This window comes from Corynebacterium sp. 22-2729 (assembly GCF_053479475.1).
Genome location: NZ_JBRBCA010000008.1, coordinates 54,544 through 73,327, shown reverse-complemented (window position 1 = coordinate 73,327; position 18,784 = coordinate 54,544). Strand labels below are relative to the sequence as shown.

At 60.5% G+C, this 18,784-nt stretch carries 14 protein-coding genes; 6 read left to right on the top strand and 8 right to left on the bottom strand.

What is annotated here, in order from left to right; all coding sequences use genetic code 11:
- Positions 1–7 precede the first annotated feature (7 nt).
- Positions 8–1,357 (bottom strand): D-arabinono-1,4-lactone oxidase, encoded by a 1,350-nt coding sequence (locus ACUY2T_RS07270; RefSeq protein WP_448308096.1) that lies wholly within the window; start codon positions 1,355–1,357, stop codon positions 8–10.
- Positions 1,357–2,535, bottom strand: a complete 1,179-nt coding sequence (locus ACUY2T_RS07265) for an amino acid deaminase/aldolase (protein WP_293791309.1) — start codon at positions 2,533–2,535, stop codon at positions 1,357–1,359. The genes ACUY2T_RS07270 and ACUY2T_RS07265 overlap by 1 nt, the downstream gene beginning before the upstream one ends.
- 77 nt (positions 2,536–2,612) lie before the next feature.
- On the opposite strand from ACUY2T_RS07265, the gene dnaE reads away from it, so the two are divergent.
- Together dnaE and ACUY2T_RS07255 are read left to right on the top strand one after the other, a co-directional pair.
- Positions 2,613–6,182 carry a DNA polymerase III subunit alpha gene (gene dnaE / locus ACUY2T_RS07260; protein WP_448308095.1) on the top strand — a complete coding sequence of 1,190 codons (3,570 nt, stop codon included), beginning with the start codon at positions 2,613–2,615 and terminating at the stop codon, positions 6,180–6,182.
- Between the two features lie 121 nt (positions 6,183–6,303).
- The gene (locus ACUY2T_RS07255; RefSeq protein ID WP_448308094.1) at positions 6,304–8,142 is read left to right on the top strand and encodes a pyruvate kinase; all 1,839 of its coding nucleotides are present in this window, start codon (positions 6,304–6,306) and stop codon (positions 8,140–8,142) included.
- Here the strand turns inward: ACUY2T_RS07255 and treZ are convergent, their stop codons facing one another.
- Positions 8,143–9,858, bottom strand: a complete 1,716-nt coding sequence (treZ, locus tag ACUY2T_RS07250; protein ID WP_448308093.1) for a malto-oligosyltrehalose trehalohydrolase — start codon at positions 9,856–9,858, stop codon at positions 8,143–8,145.
- Between the two features lie 30 nt (positions 9,859–9,888).
- Between treZ and ACUY2T_RS07245 the strand changes: the two genes are divergently transcribed.
- Genes ACUY2T_RS07245 through ACUY2T_RS07235 form a run of 3 tightly spaced genes read left to right on the top strand, consistent with a single transcriptional unit; the run spans position 9,889 to position 11,256 of the window.
- Positions 9,889–10,560, top strand: a complete 672-nt coding sequence (locus tag ACUY2T_RS07245) for an IMPACT family protein (protein ID WP_448308092.1) — start codon at positions 9,889–9,891, stop codon at positions 10,558–10,560.
- Between the two features lie 60 nt (positions 10,561–10,620).
- Positions 10,621–10,872, top strand: a complete 252-nt coding sequence (locus ACUY2T_RS07240) for a hypothetical protein (RefSeq protein WP_293791304.1) — start codon at positions 10,621–10,623, stop codon at positions 10,870–10,872.
- Between the two features lie 9 nt (positions 10,873–10,881).
- Positions 10,882–11,256 carry an RNA-binding S4 domain-containing protein gene (locus ACUY2T_RS07235; RefSeq protein ID WP_448308091.1) on the top strand — a complete coding sequence of 125 codons (375 nt, stop codon included), beginning with the start codon at positions 10,882–10,884 and terminating at the stop codon, positions 11,254–11,256.
- A gap of 16 nt (positions 11,257–11,272) precedes the next feature.
- Here ACUY2T_RS07235 and ACUY2T_RS07230 read toward each other — a convergent pair whose 3' ends face one another.
- The 5 genes from ACUY2T_RS07230 to ACUY2T_RS07210 are packed head-to-tail and all read right to left on the bottom strand — an operon-like array spanning position 11,273 to position 18,159.
- On the bottom strand, positions 11,273–12,265 hold the full coding sequence (locus ACUY2T_RS07230) for a GTP pyrophosphokinase (RefSeq protein WP_448308090.1): 993 nt from the start codon (positions 12,263–12,265) through the stop codon (positions 11,273–11,275).
- The gene (gene treY, locus ACUY2T_RS07225; RefSeq protein ID WP_448308089.1) at positions 12,265–14,619 is read right to left on the bottom strand and encodes a malto-oligosyltrehalose synthase; all 2,355 of its coding nucleotides are present in this window, start codon (positions 14,617–14,619) and stop codon (positions 12,265–12,267) included. The genes ACUY2T_RS07230 and treY overlap by 1 nt, the downstream gene beginning before the upstream one ends.
- Before the next feature lie 18 nt (positions 14,620–14,637).
- Complete coding sequence (locus ACUY2T_RS07220; protein WP_448308088.1) at positions 14,638–15,384, bottom strand: BRCT domain-containing protein; 747 nt, start codon at positions 15,382–15,384, stop codon at positions 14,638–14,640.
- A gap of 2 nt (positions 15,385–15,386) precedes the next feature.
- The gene (gene glgX, locus ACUY2T_RS07215; protein ID WP_448308087.1) at positions 15,387–17,591 is read right to left on the bottom strand and encodes a glycogen debranching protein GlgX; all 2,205 of its coding nucleotides are present in this window, start codon (positions 17,589–17,591) and stop codon (positions 15,387–15,389) included.
- Positions 17,592–17,601: 10 nt separating this feature from the next.
- Positions 17,602–18,159 (bottom strand): TetR family transcriptional regulator, encoded by a 558-nt coding sequence (locus ACUY2T_RS07210; RefSeq protein ID WP_448308086.1) that lies wholly within the window; start codon positions 18,157–18,159, stop codon positions 17,602–17,604.
- A gap of 43 nt (positions 18,160–18,202) precedes the next feature.
- Between ACUY2T_RS07210 and ACUY2T_RS07205 the strand changes: the two genes are divergently transcribed.
- A complete protein-coding gene (locus ACUY2T_RS07205; protein ID WP_448308085.1) occupies positions 18,203–18,784 on the top strand; it encodes a hypothetical protein in 582 nt (193 codons plus the stop codon).

Below are 18,784 nucleotides of genomic sequence, written 5' to 3'. Positions count from 1 at the left end.
GGGAAAACTAAGCCAGTCCGAATACTCGATCCACCATGGCATTTCTGAACATGCCCTGAGGATCCACCTTGGCGCGAACCTCGCACGCGCGTGCCAGGTCTTCATGCCTTTCGAGAAGATCCTCGTGGGTAAGAGTATGCAGTTTGCCCCAGTGCGGACGCCCACCATTCACAGCCTTGAAAATCGGCTCGATATGGCGGAACAGCGCCTGGTGGCTGTCCTTGTTATAGCGGTGGATGGCGATGTAGCAGGATTCGCGGCCTTTAGCGGTGGACAGTGGCACCTCGTCGGCGGCAGTCGCCCGCACCTCGATGGGGAAGAGCACCTGCTCGCCACAGGTGTTCATGGTGTGCTGGACCTCTTTAAGCACCTCCGTGGCGTCGGAAAGCGGCACCGAGTACTCCATCTCGTTGAAACGCACCCGTCGAGAACTGACGAAAACATCGTGAGCTACGTTCGAGTACTCGCGCTGCGCGAGAGTCTTCGCGCTCAGCTTTGCAAAAGGCCTGCTGAGGGAAGGGAAGTAGTGCGCCAGGTCGTTCATCACTCGGTAGGCACCGTTGTTGAGCATCTCGTCGTCCAGTACCTCCTTCCAACGCGGAACAGGCTGGGTGGGAGCGTGGCCAGGCAGGCGGGTATTCGTCTTGACGTGGGCAACATCGGTGCCGGGGAACCAATAGAACTCCAGGTGATCCTTTTCACGAACCCGATCTGCGAAATTCTCCACGATCTGTGCATTGGGCTCGGCGCGCTCTACTGCGTGGAGGACGAAGGTATCCACCACATCCAGTTCAACCTCCGTGATGATGCCATACGCGCCCAAGGAAACGCGCGCAATATCGTAGAGTTCGCCCGCAATACCTTCGGCTCCGGGGTAGCACTCGTGAGCCTGGCCATCTGGGGTGATGATGCGGAAAGCCCGCAGCATTCCGGCGAAGCCGGTGAAGCCCAGACCCGTGCCATGGGTGCTGGTGCCGATCGCACCCGCCAGGGACTGCGGATCCACGTCGCCCTGGTTAGCCAACGCCACTCCCAGCGGGGCCAGGATGCCGGGCACATCCCGTAGGCGCGTGCCGGCGCGCAGGCGTGCCGTCATTTTCTCAGGGTCGAAGCGGATCAATCCGGCCAGGTGGTCCAGGCTCACTTGGATGCCCTCTGTGGCCGCGACGGAGGTGAAAGAGTGCCCAGCGCCAATGGGCTTCACCCTTTCGCCGGAGGCTGCGGCGCGTTGAATAAGCTCGATCAACTCCGCCTCGTCACGCGGGGCTACCTGCTTGCGCGGCTGAGCCGTGGTGACCTTGGACCAGTTGATCCACCGGGTGTTGTAGACGGGCTTACGGGTTTTAACGGTGCTCATTAGACAAAACTCTTTCCTTCGCCGCGGTAAGTGGGCCACTCCGCGATGATTTCGCCAGCCGAGACGACCAGCACGCTATCGATGTATTCAGTTGCTTCGCCAGCCTTTGCATGACGCATCCAAACGTGGTCGCCTAGGCGCAGGTTGCGGGCGGCGGGGCCAGTCAGCGGGGTTTGCACCTCGCCCGGCCCTTCGAGTGGAGCCATCTTCAGATCACGCGGCCAGTCGACGACGGGGAGGCGATCCTTTCCGGGAGGGCCAGAGGCGATACGGCCACCACCGGCCACCGTCACCGTTTCCTCCGCTGGGCGGCGCACCACCGGCACCACGAACCACTCGGCCGGGGTGGGCTGGAACTGGCGGTAGTGGTCGAACAAAGCTGGGCCGATAATGCCGGACCCCGCGCCGATCTCAGTGATCGCGGCTTCCGCACTGGTGGTTTCGATCGAGCCGGTACCGCCACCGTTGACGAACTCCAGGGCTGGCAGGCCAGCAACACGCAATTCCTCTTCGACCGCTGCCACGATGTTCGCGCGGCGACGCGCCAATTCGCGAACAGACAGTGCCTTCATTGCAGCGATGGCTGGGGAAGTGTCAGTAGTTCCGGCAATCTGTCCCTCATAGGCCATCAGCCCCACCAGTCGAAAGCCTTCCCGTTGACGCAGATGCCGTACCACGGCGCGCACCTCGTCCACCGTGTGCAAGGGGGAACGCAGAGCTCCAATGTGAACGGGGCCGGCGCGCAATGCGGCGTCAATATCAATACAGATCCGAACTACCCCGCGCTCGTTGGGTGGCATCACGGCGTCAATAAGATCCAGGTGAGCGACAGAATCAACCATGAGGGTCACGTTTTCAAGAGCGCGTGCATTGTGAATCAGGCGATGCAGCGCCTCGCGGTGAGCAGAGGGGTAGGCGACCAAAATATCGTCGCTGACCTGCTCGTCACTTAGCCACAGAGCTTCGTTGAGGTTATAGGCCAGCACACCGCGGTATCCGGGAAGGGTGAGGACTTCCGAGATCAGCGAGCGGATACGTAGAGACTTGCTGGCCACCCGAATCGGGGTGCCGCGAGAACGGTGCGCCATGTCTAGCGCATTGGCCCTAGCAGCATCCAGATCCAGCACTGCAAAGGGAGCGTCCAGGTGCGCCACTGCGAGGCGGGTATCTTTGTTCATGGAAAGTAACTGTAACGGGCAAGCGAACCCGATGTGCCGAAAAATGCGATTTTTAGGACACGCTATGATGGCGAACCATGAGCGGTTCCTCCTTCGTCCACCTGCATAACCACACCGAATATTCCATGCTCGACGGCATGGCCAAGGTTGATCTTCTGGCTCAAGAGGCGGTGCGGCAGGGGATGCCTGCGGTGGGGATGACCGACCACGGAAACATGTATGGAGCAGACGCTTTTTACCGCGCCATGACCGCCGCGGGGATAAAGCCCATCATCGGCATCGAGGCGTATATCGCACCGGAATCTCGCTTTGATCAGCAGCGCGTGCGATGGGGTAAGCCAGAGCAGAAGTCGGACGATGTTTCGGCTTCCGGCGCCTATCTGCACCAAACGATGATTGCGGAGAACGCTACGGGGTTGCGCAATCTTTTCTACCTGTCGTCGATGGCCAGCTACGAGGGGCAGCTGGGTAAGTGGCCGCGCATGGACGCCGAACTGATTTCCCAACACTCCGAGGGCATCATCGCCACCACCGGCTGCCCGTCTGGCGATGTGCAAACGCGCCTGCGCCTGGGGCAGTTCGACAAGGCCCTGGAAGCTGCGGCGATGTGGCAGGACATCTACGGTAAGGAAAACTTCTTCCTGGAGCTGATGGATCACGGGCTCGAGATCGAAAAGCGAGTACGTGACGACCTGCTGGAGATCGGCCGCAAGCTTGAGCTGCCGCCGCTGGTGACCAACGACTGCCACTATGTGCTAGAGCAGCAGGCTCCTGCCCACGAAGTGATGCTGTGTGTGCAGACCGGTTCGACCCTGGACGAGCCGACCTTGGATCAGGGCGGCAAGCGCTTTGCCTTTTCCGGCACCGGCTATTACTTGCGCACCGCCGAGGATATTCGTGCGCAGTGGGATAAAGAGGTACCCAAGGGCTGCGACAATACCCTCTGGGTTGCCGAGCGCGTGCAGGACTACTCCGAAATTTGGGAGGAACACCCGCACGACCGTATGCCTATCGCCGACGTGCCTGAGGGACACACTCCGACGACATGGTTGACCCACGAAGTGATGAAGGGCCTGGAGGAGCGTTTCCCCGGCCGCGAAGTACCCGCCGAGTACATCGACCGCGCCAAGTACGAAATTGGCGTGATCGATATGAAGGGCTACCCCTCATACTTCCTTATTGTTGCCGAGCTGATTAAGCATGCCCGGTCCGTGGGTATCCGCGTCGGTCCGGGACGTGGTTCCGCAGCCGGTGCACTGGTGGCCTACGCGCTGACGATCACGAACATCGATCCGATGGAACACGGTCTGCTGTTCGAGCGCTTCTTGAACCCCGAGCGTCCGTCCGCACCCGATATCGATATCGACTTCGACGATCGCCGACGTGGCGAGATGATTCGCTATGCCTCCGATCGCTGGGGCGAGGACAAAATTGCCCAGGTGATCACGTTCGGCACAGTGAAGACGAAACAGGCTATTAAGGATTCCGCCCGCGCCCATTATGGTCAGGCGGGTTTCCAAATGGCAGATCGGATCACCAAGGCTCTGCCGCCGGCGATTATGGCTAAGGACATTCCTCTCCACGGCATTACCGATCCGGAGCACGAGCGTTATCCCGAGGCCGCGGAAGTCCGCCAGTTGATCGAGACCGATCCGGATGTAGCGAAGATTTACAAGGATGCGCTCGGCCTAGAAGGCGTGATTCGCCAGGCTGGTGTGCACGCCTGTGCGGTGATTATGTCCAGCGTGCCACTGCTGGATTGCATTCCCATGTGGAAACGCAAGCAGGACGGCGCATTGATCACGGGCTGGCCGTACCCCGCCTGTGAGGCCATCGGGTTGCTGAAGATGGACTTCCTGGGCTTGCGTAACCTCACCGTTATTGGTGACGCCCTCGATAACATTAAGGCCAACCGCGACTTCGAGCTGGACCTGGAAAACCTCGACACGGTGGATGACCCCACCTACGAACTGCTGGCTCGAGGCGAGACACTGGGTGTGTTCCAGCTGGACTCGGCGGGTATGCAGAAGCTACTGAAGCGCATGCGACCCACCGGCTTTAATGACATCGTCGCCGCATTGGCACTGTACCGACCTGGCCCTATGGGTGTGGACGCACACTGGGAGTACGCCGACCGCAAGAATGGCCGCAAACCCATCGTGCCGATTCACCCTGAGCTGGAAGATGCGCTAAAGGAAATTCTGGAAGAAACCTATGGCCTGATCGTGTACCAGGAGCAGATCATGAAGATCTCCCAAAAGGTCGCGAACTACACCGCGGGTCAGGCCGATGGCTTCCGTAAGGCCATGGGTAAGAAGAAGCCAGAGGTGCTCGAAAAGGAATTCGTCACCTTCGAATCCGGAATGAAGGAAAACGGCTATTCCTCCGATGCGATCAAGACGCTGTGGGATACGATCCTGCCCTTCGCCGGCTATGCGTTTAACAAGTCCCACGCCGCGGGCTATGGTCTCGTTTCCTTCTGGACCGCCTACCTGAAGGCCAACTATGCGCCGGAGTACATGGCCGCACTCTTGACCTCCGTGGCCGACAAGAAAGACAAGTCAGCTATCTACCTGGCCGACTGTCGCCACCTGGGCATTCGAGTGTTGTCCCCCGATGTCAATGACTCGCGTTACACTTTCCAATCCGTCGGCGAGGATATTCGCTTCGGACTGGGTGCCGTGCGCAACGTGGGCGAAGACGTGGTGAACTCCATCATTGCCTCCCGTGAGGAAAAGGGCGCCTTCAAGGACTTCTCTGACTACCTGGACAAGATCGACCTCCCCGCAGCAAATAAGCGCGTGACCGAGTCCCTGATCAAAGCCGGTGCTTTCGATTCCCTGGGGCATCCGCGCAAGGGATTAGTACTGGTGCACGAAGATGCGGTGGACGCCGTAACCGCCACCAAGAAGGCCGCAGCCAAGGGACAATTCGACCTCTTTGCCGGACTTGGCGGCGATGACGATGCAGGTGATGTCTTCCGCGTCGAGGTGCCCGACCAGAAGTGGGAGCGAAAGCACGAACTGGCATTGGAACGCGACATGCTGGGGCTCTACGTCTCTGGCCACCCACTCGATGGCTTCGAGGAAGCCCTGGACGCCCAGATTGATACGCCCCTGACCACCGTCTTGTCCGGGGAAGTTCCGAACAACAAGGATCTCAAGATCGGCGGCATTATTTCGTCCGTGGAACGTCGCATCGACCGCAACGGCAATCCGTGGGCAATCGCCACCGTGGAAGATCAACACGGCGCGCAGGTGGAACTGTTGGTCTTCCCGAAGACCTATCAGATGGTGGCCCCGCAGATCGTCGAGGACAACATCGTCCTCGTGAAGGCGAAGATCAATTATCGAGAAGACGACATGCGGCTGTTCTGTCAGGATCTTAAGTCCGCTGAGCTCACCGTCGGCGCCGGCTCCGGAGTGCCCCTGCGCCTCAACATTCGCGTGGATCAGGCAACCCCCGACAACATGGCCAACCTGCGCCGGGTTCTAAGCCAGAACAAGGGCGATTCAGATGTCTACCTCACCCTTATCGACGGCGAACAGGAGGTGCAGTTCCTGCTGGGGCCGGAAATGCGCGTCAATAAATCCCCATCCTTGATGGGGGCACTCAAAGCGTCGACGTGGGAGGGAATTTTCTCGTAGCTCCTCGCGCCGAGTACGTTGCCGAGCATAAACCCCGCAGAGCTGTCACGATAGAGAAGACACACCTACATGCGCGTCCTCTGGCTAGGCTGCGCATCTTTCCAGGAGATGCCTTTTCATCATGCAGGTCAACAAGCAAGCGGTTCTAGAAACCATCGAGGAACTCCTCGACGACCTCGATAACCAGACATTGCACTGGTACTCAGAGATCCGAGCTACCGCACCCACCCACTTTGTCGGCGCCCGCGACCTCGTGCACTATATGACGCTGCGTGCCCACGACCGCCGAGGGGTGCAAGGCAACTTGGAAAGCCTGGGTGCTACGCGCCTGTCCACCGCGGAGCCTGCGGTGAAGGCACGTCTGCAGGCAGCGCACAACGTGGTCTCTGCCCTGGATGGTTGCTCGCCGCAGTTCGACGAGGAAGATGTAGCCGACGCCATCGTGGGGGCAGATGAACTTCTTGAGCAACACACGGAAGCTCTCTTCGGCCCGCGGGTTTTGCCGGGGGATTCCTCGCGCATCATGGTCACCCTGCCCGCCGAGGCTGCCTTTGACGAAGATCTAGTGGCTCGCCTTGTGAGATCCGGTATGGAGCTCGCGCGCATCAACTGTGCTCACGATGGGCCGGACGTGTGGAAGCGAATGATCGATAACGTCCGCACCGCCGCCAAGGCCGCAGGGCGGGAAATCCCTATCAGCATGGATCTAGCCGGACCGAAAATCCGGACTGGGCGTATCGCGCCGGGGCCTGCGGTGGTGCGTGTGCGCGTGCAGCGCGACGACGCGGGCACGGTAATCCACCCTTGCCGGTTGTGGATGATCCCAGAGGATCAGGAGCTGGAACCGGCACCCATGGCGGCCACCACTGAAGGGCGGCCGATCGTGAGCGTGCACGTTTCTCGGGAGTTCTTTGATTCCCTTGCCGAGGACGACGTGATCCATGTCGTTGACGCACGCGGCAAGCGGCGGAAACTCGGCGTCACAAAGAAAGACAGGGCATCCGGCGGCAGCGAAGGGGCGCTGGCAGAGGGACAGCAGAATATCTACCTGCAGCTTGGGGCGGAGCTGCGGACGGACACGGCGACAACCACGGTGCGTTCGGTGCCGCCAACGATTCAGAAGCTTCGCCCGTTGACCGGGGATCGATTGATCCTGACCAGCGCCGATGTGGTCTGTAACCCGCAAGACGGGCGAGTTCCCACTATCAGCTGTACCTTGCCGGAAGCGGTACAGGCCCTCGAAGTGGGCCAGCAGGTGCTCTTCGACGATGGGGCAATTGCGGCGCAGGTCGTGGAGACCCGAGAGTTGGCTGGCACAGCAGAAGCTGAGCTGGAGATCACCCGTGGCGGAGCAAAACTAGCCGAGTACAAAGGCATCAATCTGCCCGATACGGAATTGCCTTTGCCGAGCCTGACCGAGGAGGACGAGGCCGCGCTGGCCTTCGTCGCAGAGCATGCGGATATCGCGGCAGTGAGCTTCATCCGTACCCGCGAAGACGTCGCATACGTGTTGGAAAAGTTCCGCGATCTGGGGGCCGACGACCTGGGGCTGGTGCTGAAGATTGAAACGATCCCGGCGTTTGAAAACCTAGCGCCCATCTTGCTGGAGGGCATGCGACACGCGAAGTTCGGTGTGATGCTCGCGCGTGGCGACCTAGCCGTGGAATTGGGATTTTCCCGCATGGCGGAGGTTCCGGGGCAGGTGCTGGCGATGGTGGAGGCAGCGCATGTGCCGCTGATTATCGGCACTCAAGTGCTGGAATCCATGGCGAAGTCGGGCCTACCGACGCGCGCGGAGATCACCGACGTCGCTTTCGCCCTGCGCGCCGAATGCATCATGCTGAACAAGGGGCCACACATTCCGGATGCAATTGGAATCCTGCGGGAAATCGGTGCGAAGATGGACCGCTCGCAGCGCAAGAACCGCATGCTGCTGCACCGGGTGCGCAGCTGGCGTTAGCTATTCTGCGGTATAGCGGGACTCCCATGGCCCCAGCCCCAGTGCCTCCTGTGGCTCGTCGCTCAAGTTCACGGTGACCTTTACTAGAGACTCCGGTGCTTGGTAAGTCAGCTGGATCCAGCGGCCCTGTGCTTCGGCCGTATCCGCGCTGATCGGTGACACTGTCGGGTTCGTTCCCGCCAGCTTCTCTGTCACCGGCTCTTCGGCATCCGCCCACCAGCTCACGTCCAGCAACTCGGCCTCGGCTAAGCGGTGAGTACGGCGGAACTCCAAGAGCTCGGTGTAGCCCCGCAAAACTTCTGCGTGCTGGGCATCGTTGCGCTCGGCCCAGTTCAGTACGCTAGAGCGGAAGGTCTCTTCGGCGGCTGGGTTTGGCACGTCCTTTGGGTTCCAACCGGCACGGGCAAACTCGCGCATACGGCCTTCCCGAGTCGCCTGGTTCAGTTCCTCATTCTCGTGATCAACGAAGAACGCGAACGGGGTAGAGGCGCCCCACTCTTCGCCCATAAACAGCATTGGGGTGAAAGGACTCGTCAGTACGAGGGTGGCCTTGGCCAGTTGTTGAGAGACGGTGAGGTTCATGCTTGGCCTATCACCCGCGGCGCGGTTACCCGTCTGGTCATGGGTAGTCGTGTATGTCACAAAGCGCCATGTTTGTGGATCCGTCACCGGCCTGCCATGAGTGCGCCCGCGGAAAGAACTAAAGCGGCCATCGTGCCAAAACACCCGCTGGAACGTAGTAGCCAGTACCTCGAGCGTCCCGAAGTCCGAGTAGTAGGCATGATCCTCGCCGGAGACGACGGTGTGGATCGCATGGTGAATATCATCGTTCCACTGCGCCACCTTGTATCCCTCGGTGTACACGGGATCATTCTGGTCGGTTTCGGCAATGATCCAACTCGGCTCCGCAGCGTCGCGGATCTGCTCGATGATGCTCACCGCGCCCGTATCATCCAAAGCGTGCACCGCATCCAGGCGCAGGCCGTCGATGCCGAATTCCTGGGTCCACAGTCGTACGGCCTCTAGGATGTATGCGCGCACCTCGTCGGAATCTCTGCCTTGCAGATTCACCACATCACCCCAGCCGGTGGAACCGCCGGCGGTGTAGGGGCCGAATACTCCGGTGTAGTTCCCGTCCGGGCCGAAGTGGTTGTACACCACGTCCAAAACCACGGCCAGGTCGCGGTCGTGGGCGGCGTCTATAAGCCTTAACAGTCCGTCCGGCCCGCCGTAGACATCCGTGACCGCATGCCACATCACGCCGTCGTAGCCCCAGTTACGCTTGCCACCGAAAGGCTGCACGGGCATGAGCTCGATAGCGGTGACGCCCACAGCTTTGAGTTCATCGAGTTTGTCAATGGCAGCGTCGAACGTACCTGCCTCGGTGAATGTGCCGACGTGCAGTTCGTAGAGAACCTCACCCTGAAGCGGGCGCCCCAGCGGGCGGCGTGGACTATCGATCTGCCACACCTCTGATAAACCGTGGATGCCATCGGGTTGGCGCCTGGAACGCGGGTCGGGGAAGACTGGCGAACCGTCGACGGAAAAGCCATAGCGATCGCCAGCAGCGGCAGGCACATCGGCATGGAACCAGTTATCGGCTCCGCGCGTCATCGGCAATCGCTGTTCGGAATCGTGCTCGGATTCGGTACCTGATTGTGCTGGTCGGCGGACTAGATCTACGTTTTCGGCCAGGGGAGCCCACACGGAATACATGCGTCCTACCCTAGCTGCGATAATGGGAGCATGCTCGCTGATAATGCCTCCCGACCCGAACCCTCGTACGTCCGCCCCCAGGCGGGTAGGTACACCGCAGAAGTGGAGATCAAACGTTCCCGCTTTATCGCGCTTGCCGAGCGATGCACCAGCGAGGACGAAGCCCGCGAGTTTATCGGCGCAATTCGCCGCGAATATCCCGATGCGCGCCACCACTGCAGTGCCTTTGTCGTGCATGTCGACGCGGCACAGCCGATTGAACGTTCCAGCGATGACGGTGAGCCAGCCGGCACCGCAGGCCAGCCGATGCTGGAGGTACTGAAAGGGTGGAGCGCCTCCAAGCCGCTTCAGGATGTAGCCGTAGTAGTGGTGCGATACTTCGGGGGGATAAAGCTAGGCACCGGCGGGCTCGTGCGCGCCTACCAAGATGCCACCCGCGAGGCCTTGCAGCAGGTGCCGTTGACGCTGCGCCGTCAGCTGGACCTATACACCTGCGAGGTGCCACATGCGGATGCCGGGCGAGTGGAGGCCGAGGTGCGCGCCGCCGGATATACCGTGGTGGGCGTGGAATACAAGGCTGCGGCGGAACTGGCTATTGCCTGCGAGCCCGGCGCGCCACTGCCGGACTTCCTCGCCAGCATCACCAGCGGGGCGGTAGATCCCCACCTGGAAGGTCAGCGCTGGATTGAAGACGCGCTATAGGAACCGCGCGAATGCACCAACTCCTAATAACTACACGGCGCTTAACTACACTGTAGAAGCATGAGTAACTACGGCAACCTGCCCGCCCGCCGCCCGGGCACCGACCCGATCGCCCAGCGCAAGGCTGAGGTTCGCAAGCACTCCCGGAACATCCAAATCGCCGGTGGCGTGGGTGCGGTAAGCCTCGTCGGTGGCTTGACGATCCTGCCCACCACCTTCTTCGCAGTTATCGTGCCAATTCTGGCTGTGGCTTTCATCGTCTACAGTGGCTTCAAGATCAAAGGCATCGTCGAGCACAAAGATCAGTGGTGACGCACTCCGTTGGCCAACAATCCTTCTAGCAAGGTTCGCATCGACGCATGGGTGTGGGCCGTCCGCCTCTGTAAGACTCGCGCCCAAGCAGCGGAGGCCTGCCGCGCGGGACACGTGAAGATCAACGATGTATCGGTAAAGCCCGCCCAGCCCGTGGTGGTGGGGGATACAGTGCGCGTGTGGATACATCACCGCGAGCACATTGTGGAAGTCACCCAGCTGCTGTCTAAGCGCGTGGGTGCGGAGCTCGCACGCAAAGCCTATATCGACCATTCTCCACCGCCACCCGTAATCCCCGCGATGCCGCGCCGGGATCGGGGAGCAGGCCGTCCGACGAAGCGGGAGCGGCGCCAATTGGAACGCTTCAAACGCGGCGAGCTCTAGGTAGCTCTTGCCAGCTCTAGCCAGTCTTTTGCCCCAGCTGCTGCCACCTATTGCCCAGCCTTCCGGGGCGCGATTGCGCATTGTCGCCGATGTGCACCGTCTTGCGGATGTGCTCGCGCCCGTAGGCGAAAAGCAGCATATCGTCGATCAGTCGGACTTGGCCGGGGTAATAGGGATAGTTCATGGCCTTGCGCAGCGCCTTAAGCCGCTTCGGTGCCAACAACTCGCGCAGCTGGGGAATCGTCGTAATGTCGTGGGCCGCCAGCATCTCGATCGCATAGTCGTAGTAATCCACACGAGAGGTGGGGTATTTCTCGCCGACGATGCGAGTGAGCACTCGTGGCAATGAAGCAGCGTCCAGCGCTCCGTCCACATCTGCGTCGGAGCGAGCCGTATCCAGCACAGCGGCAATCTTGTCGAACTGCTCATCCGCCAGCTCGATCAGCCCTGCAGCCAGGGTAAAAGCACGCTGAATCTCCGGTGCGCTCGTTTCCGGATGCTCCTGGTTTTTGTAGCGCACGTCATGCTCGAACTCCGCCCATGCGTGCTGCAGAACGGTACGTAGTTGGATCTCTATGTACTTTGGTGACGCCCCATCCTCCGCTGCCCAAGGTTCATTCTTAGCGGAGACGATGAGGTGCTGGCTGGCGTAACCAAAGCGTCCTTCGCGCGCAGTCTCGGCGGCCTTGTCGATAACTCGCACCACCTCGAAAAGGTCGGAGAGTGCTTCTTTAAGCTGCGGTATCTCCGAGGAATGGAAGGTAATCACGCGCACGCCGATGACGTCGTGGGCGTCGACAAATGAGTTGTACTCGGGGTAGGCCTCGTTGGACAGTTTGCGAGCGAAGCTCATTCGATCCTTGATTCGCACGCTGACCCGATCAAACGTCAGGCCGGCGTCATCAAGAACATCAATAATGCGCGCCTCCAGGGCGCCGGCGACGTTGGGGTGGGACTGGATCCAGGCGTCGTAATCCGCCAAAGCGGGGTGCGCGGACTTTTTCGGCATTAGGCTCCCATGCGCGTGAGGATCGCCTGACCGCGCTCGCTAAACAGGCTGTTGAGCGGCACTTCGCCTTCCCACATGCTGCCGGAGAGACGATCCTCCCACACGCCCTCGGGCAGGGCCACAGTCGTGTCACCCCAGCCATCGCGCAGCACGTCCAGCGGGCGGCGGGTGACCAGCGTGATCACGTCCTCGCCCCGCATAGTTCCCAACAGGTGGCGCTCCATGGTGCCGGTAGCCATGACGGGCAGGTAGCTGGCTGCATCGAGCTCGAATTGGTTGCGGATCTGCAAAGCGGTCGCGATGACGTAGAGGCGCTCGTCGTCGGCGTTGCGGATATCTCCGCGGGAAATGCGATCCAGGGCTTCCAGCCGCTCGGCAAAGTCCACCTTGCGGCGGTTATCCGGATCCACGAGGGAATCCGTAAAGAACTCTGTGCCCTGGTAGATATCCGGAATTCCGGGGCCCATGATCTGCAGCAACTTCTTGGAAATGGAGACCGTGTTGGCCGCCGGGGCGATGTGGTTGACGTAGGAGGTGATGTCCTCGCCGAAGTTGTCGATAGTGGAATCTATCCATGCGCGAATAGAGTTCTCGAAATCCTCATTGACCTCGAACCACGTGGTGTGCACTCCGGCTTCGCGCATGGCCTTTTCGGCGTAGGCATGCAGGCGCTCCCGCAGTTCGTCGGAAACAGCACCGTCGACGGGCCACACGCCAATCATGTTCTGTAGCAGGAAGTGGCAGGTAGCGCCGTCGACGTATTCGATGCTGTCGCAGAGCTCAGCGAAACGCTCGGCGGATTCCGTGATGCAGCCAATACGGCTGCGCACGTCCTCGCCACGCTTTGTGTCATGCGTTGTCAACGCAGTCATGGCCTTGGGCCACAGGCGAGCACGCTCTGCCTGCAGCAGGTGGAACTCGGCGGGAGAGACCCCGAAGCGGCCTGGAGCACCGCCGACTTCCTGCAAGCTCACTAGGCGCGAGCCACGGTAGAAAGCGGTATCTTCCACGCCCTTGGCCATCACAGCACCACAAACCTGGGCGAAGCGGATATTCGCCTCGCCACGGGAAATCAAAGCAGTGGCGATCAAATCCAGCGCATCGGCGCGCTCCGGGTAGCGAATAATCATCTGGGCGATAACGGTGCTGGTTACGCGGGACAGCGACTCATAGTCCGCACGGTATACCGGCATGGCGGCAATAAGGTCGATGAGGGTTTCACGCAGTTCCTCATCCGATACAGCCTCGCCAGAGGTAGACCAGTTGTCGTTGCGTACCGCGCGAGCCAGGCGACGCACCTCGGCGGCGAGCTCCTGGCCAGCTACCTCGCTCTTGAGCTCGTACTCGGCTTGTTCGAAGGCTGCGGCATCCCACATGGATCCCGTCATGTCCAGTGCGAGCTCAGCCATGGTGTCGACGGCAGGGCGGTGGACGAACACGCCATCGAGCTCGCGCAATGCGTCGTAGCCCGTAGTGCCATCGACAGCCAGACGCGGATCGAGTGGCTCGGTGACCCCCAGGATCTTCTCCACGAGCAACCAACGCTCGTCGCCGATCAGCTTGCGCAGCTGCTTTAGGTAGTTAAATGGATCTGCCAGGCCATCCGGGTGATCTACGCGCACGCCATCGATGATGTCAGCCGCGATCAGCTGGTTCAGAATGCGGTGGGAGTGTTCAAACACCACTGGGTCTTCCTGCCGCAGGCCGGCCAGACCGTTGATACTAAAGAATCGGCGGTAGTTAATCACTCCGTCGCGCCAGAACATCAGGCGGTAGTGCTGGCGGTCGTGTACCTCCTGCGGGGTGCCGCCCAAGGTGCCCTCGGCAATGGGGAAGCAGTTGTCGTAGTAGCACAGCATAGGCTCGGAGCCCTCGGCGTCATCGCCAGGCTCAATGCGCAGCTCCGCAACGTCATCCTCGCTGCCCAACACTGGCAGCCCCAGCCGCCCGTTTGCGCCATTGTCCTCCGACCAGTCCACGTCGAAGTAGGCGGCGTACTCGGATTCCTTGCCCTTTTTCAGCAGATCCCACCACCACGGGTTGAGCTGTGGATCGTCCACGCCCACATGGTTCGGCACGATGTCCAGCAGCAGTTTGATGCCCACCTCGTGCGCCTTGTCGGCCAGGGAACGTAGCCCCTCAATCCCGCCTAGCTCGGGGTTAATGGTCGCCGGGTCGGTCACGTCGTATCCATGCGTCGATTCCGCCGGAGCCTGCATTACAGGGGAGAGATAAAGGTGCGAAACCCCCAGGCGGGAGAAGTACGGGAGGTGCTTCTCCGCGTCGGCGAAGGTGAATGCTTGGGTGGGGTCGGATCCAGGTCCACGGAGCTGAAGGCGATAGGTCGCTGACATGACTCCTAGGCTACTTGGCTACTTAATAAGCTGCAGAAACTCCTGGAACCCAATGATCTGCAGCTCCTGCCCCTTATCCTGCAACTCCCGTGCCCGCTTCTCTTTGGACGTCATGGAGTGCCATTCGCCGACAATCAACATCGTCGTCTTCTTCGTCACGTTCTTCGCCACCACGCCGCCCCGCGAGGCAATCATGTCCCATACCTCGCCCTTGTCGTAGGGCTCCACGTCGCCGGTCACGCACACAGTCTGCCCGTAGATCGGGCCGTCGATATCCGCTTCCTCGTTCGCTTCGGGCACGACGTCCGGTGTGGCCACCTTCGCCCATGGTGCGGGCGAGCGGCGCTGTTTGTTGTCTGATGACGCCCCCTCGTCCCCGTCGCTTGAGGCCTCTGCAGAACTAACCCATTCCTCCGCGGAGATGTCCTCGTGGCCTTCTGTGCTGGCAGGGGAGCTGACCTTAGTGCCTTCCTCCAATGGGTATCCCGCCTGCAGGTTGGTGAGCTGGCTATCCAGCGCGGCGAACTCCTCGGTCTGCGAGGGGGAAAAGTTCACCCGCGGGCGCTCGGCGTCAAAAAGTAATTGGATAAACCCCGGTGAACAGCCCTCGGGAGCCTGCTTGTACCAGCCAATAAGTTCGGAGGCAGGGCGCGTGACGTCCGGGTACAGCGAGGAGCCAAGTGGCGAACGAGTCACTCGAATCTCCTGCTCAGTGAGCGTGACCTCCGCCCCGCGGGCGGGGAAGGTGGAGGAACCAGTCGGCATGTTTAGAGCTTGACCTCCGTGGTGATCGGGCGCTGCAGAATGACGGTGCTGCGGCCAGCGATCTCCAGAGTGTCCCCGCCGGAGAAGCTGCGGGTTTCCTCCGGCACGCCGGTCGGCTCGGCGGTATCGACGACGACGGTCCAGTTTTCCTCATCACTGGGCTCGACGTGCATCACCTTGTGGCGCCGCGGCAGAGTGAACGTGATCGGCTCGTGGTGGGCGTTGAAGCAGAAGATAAAGGAATCGTCCTCGACAGGGCGCCCCTGCGGATCCGGCTCGTCGATTGCCATGCCATTGAGGTGCACCATCAGGGACTTGCCGAAGTCCGCATTCCAATCGGATTCAGACATCAGATCGCCATTTGGAGTGAGCCAGGCGATATCGCGCTTGGCCACATCCTGACCCAGCGGACCGCCGGCCAGGAAACGGCGGCGACGGAAAACCGGGTGCGCCTGGCGCAGGTGAATGAGGTAGCGCGTGAATGCGTGCAGCCCCTCATCCATGTTCTCCCAATCCATCCAGGAAATCTCGTTGTCCTGGCAGTAAACGTTGTTATTTCCGCCCTGGGTGCGGCCGATCTCATCGCCGTGCGAGAGCATCGGGGTGCCCTGGGAGAGCATCAGGGTGGTGAGGAAGTTACGACGCTGCTTGTTGCGCAGCTGCAGGATCTCCTCATCATCCGTCGGGCCTTCCACGCCACAGTTCCAAGAACGGTTGTGGCTCTCACCGTCGCGATTTTCCTCACCGTTGGCATCGTTGTGCTTTTCGTTGAAGCTGACCAGGTCGTTCAGGGTGAAGCCGTCGTGGGCGGTGATGAAGTTGATCGACGCGGTCGGGCGACGGCCTGTGTAGAGATCCGAGGAGCCCGTCAGGCGGGAAGCGAACTCGCCCAGCGTGGAAGGCTCGCCACGCCAGAAGTCCCGCACCGTATCGCGGTATTTACCGTTCCACTCGTTCCACAGTGCGGGGAAGTTACCCACCTGGTAGCCACCCTCGCCGACATCCCAAGGCTCAGCGATGAGCTTGACCTGGCTGACGATCGGATCCTGCTGTACCAGGTCGAAGAAAGCGGAAAGGCGATCGACATCGTGGAACTCGCGAGCCAGAGTGGAAGCCAGGTCGAAACGGAAGCCGTCGATGTGCATCTCCGTGACCCAGTAGCGCAGCGAATCCATAATGAGCTGCAGCGTGTGCGGGTGGCGCACATTCAGGGAGTTACCAGTGCCCGTGTAGTCCATGTAGTGGGCCTCGTCACCGTCGACGAGACGGTAGTAAGCGGCGTTATCGATACCGCGGAAGTTCTGAGTCGGGCCCATGTGGTTGCCCTCGCTGGTGTGGTTGTAGACCACATCCAAAATCACCTCAATGCCCGCGTCATGATAGCTGCGCACCATCTGCTTGAACTCTGCGATGGCGCCTTCAGCGCTGGGGGAGGCAGCGTAGTCGCGGTGTGGAGCGAAAAAGCCCAGGGTGTTGTAACCCCAGTAGTTGCGTAGTCCCATATCGCGCAGACGATCGTCGTGGACGAACTGGTGCACCGGCATGAGCTCCACAGCAGTGACACCCAGATCCTTGAAGTACTCCACGATGGAGTGGTGACCCAGCCCGGCATAAGTGCCGCGCAAGTGTTCCGGGACATCCGGGTGCGTCATCGTCAGGCCCTTTACATGGGTTTCGTAGATGACAGTCTTGTGCATCTCAATATTCGGACGGCGGTCATGGTTCCAATCAAAGTATGGATTGATGACCACTGAACGCATTGCGTGCGGAGCGGAGTCTTCCTGGTTGCGCTTCTCCGGGTTATCCGGATCGTTGATGTCGTAGCTGAACAGCGAGGCATCGCCATCGAAAGCGCCATCGAAGGACTTGCCGTAGGGATCCATGAGAAGTTTCGATGGGTCACAGCGCAGCCCCTTGGCCGGATCCCACGGGCCGTCAACGCGGTAGCCATAGCGCTGACCGGGAACGATACCGGGGAGGTAGCAGTGCCAAATGTCTGCGTCGACCTCTTCCATCTTCACCCGGGTTTCCGCACCCTGGCTATCGAAAAGGCAGAGTTCGACGGATTCAGCTACCTCGGTGAATAGGGCAAAATTGGTGCCGTTGCCATCGAAGGTGGCGCCGAGTGGGTAGGGCTTTCCAGGCCAACCGACCAGAGGCTCACCGGGCGCACGCAATCCACTTTTATCTGACAGTCCGAAAGTCATGGGCACCATTCTAACGGCTAAAACCGCGGAGTATTGTTTCTACTCCTATCACTGCTTGTCGGTGCGCATCCTCCCGTGAAACCGCCTCTGATTCGGCCTTCCCCGTAGGCGACCCCAAGTTCTGTAGCACGTTCTGGCGTGCCTGAAGTTCTAAGGCAGAACCGAAGATAAAACGCAGCAGGAGCTTCGCTGCGTCTTCGGCGCTGGAGGGGGCGACATCGGACTGTAGAGCCTGTAGCTCAGCAGCGAGTTCTGAAGTGAGATCCCTTTCCAACGTGCCGCTGGCCACCGCTGCCAGTGTGATATCAGCCCCGTCGCGCAGGGAGGTGAGGGCGTCAAAAAGTAAAGAACAATACGTCGCCGCGCTTCCGGGGCAGGCAGGGACTTCCGCGAGGATTGATTCGGCGATACCTCCCAGAAGCGCTTGTTTATTGGGAAAATGCCAGTACAACGCACCCGGGGCGACATCGAGGGAACGAGCGAGTCGCCGCATCGTGAGATCGGCCAGGCCATACTGCTGCAGGATGTCGACGGCGGTACTCACGATTTTCTTGCGGTTTAGCTGCACGATGTACAAGGGTAGTGGACGCGATTGCCGTAGGGTGTGCCACATGAAGATTCGAAAGACATGCGTGGCTGCCTTGTGCGCGGTGAGCCTTCCCCTCGGTGTGACGGCCTGCGGATCCGACGGCGCAGAAGACGCAGAAGACAACGCGGGTAATAACGCGGACAACGCCGCGCCCCAGGACAATCAAGGCGAACAGGCCGGCGAAGGGGAAATCACGCAGGCTCCGGTGCAGGGGCCGGAGTACAAGACGGCCGCTAGCGAGGAAGATCAACAGCAGATCATTGACCTGCTGCACGGACTGTCCGACGGCGCGCGACCAATGGATGTGTACCTGAACTGGACCATCGACAACACCTGCCGCGCGGATATCGACCAGCAAGGGGGCGAAGAGGCTGCACGTCAGCAGGCTAAAGACTCCGCAGGTCAGGGCAACTTCGACGAACAGCCGGGTAGAACGCCGAATATCACCGACATCAAAGATGTCATGGCCGAGGGCGACAATGCGCACGCGATGGTCACCATCGTCGAGGGGGAGCGCAGTGACACCAATCGCATGTACTTCAAGCGCGAGGATGCGAAATGGAAGTTCTGCCACACCCTAGGAACGCAGGGGTCGCAGGGCTAG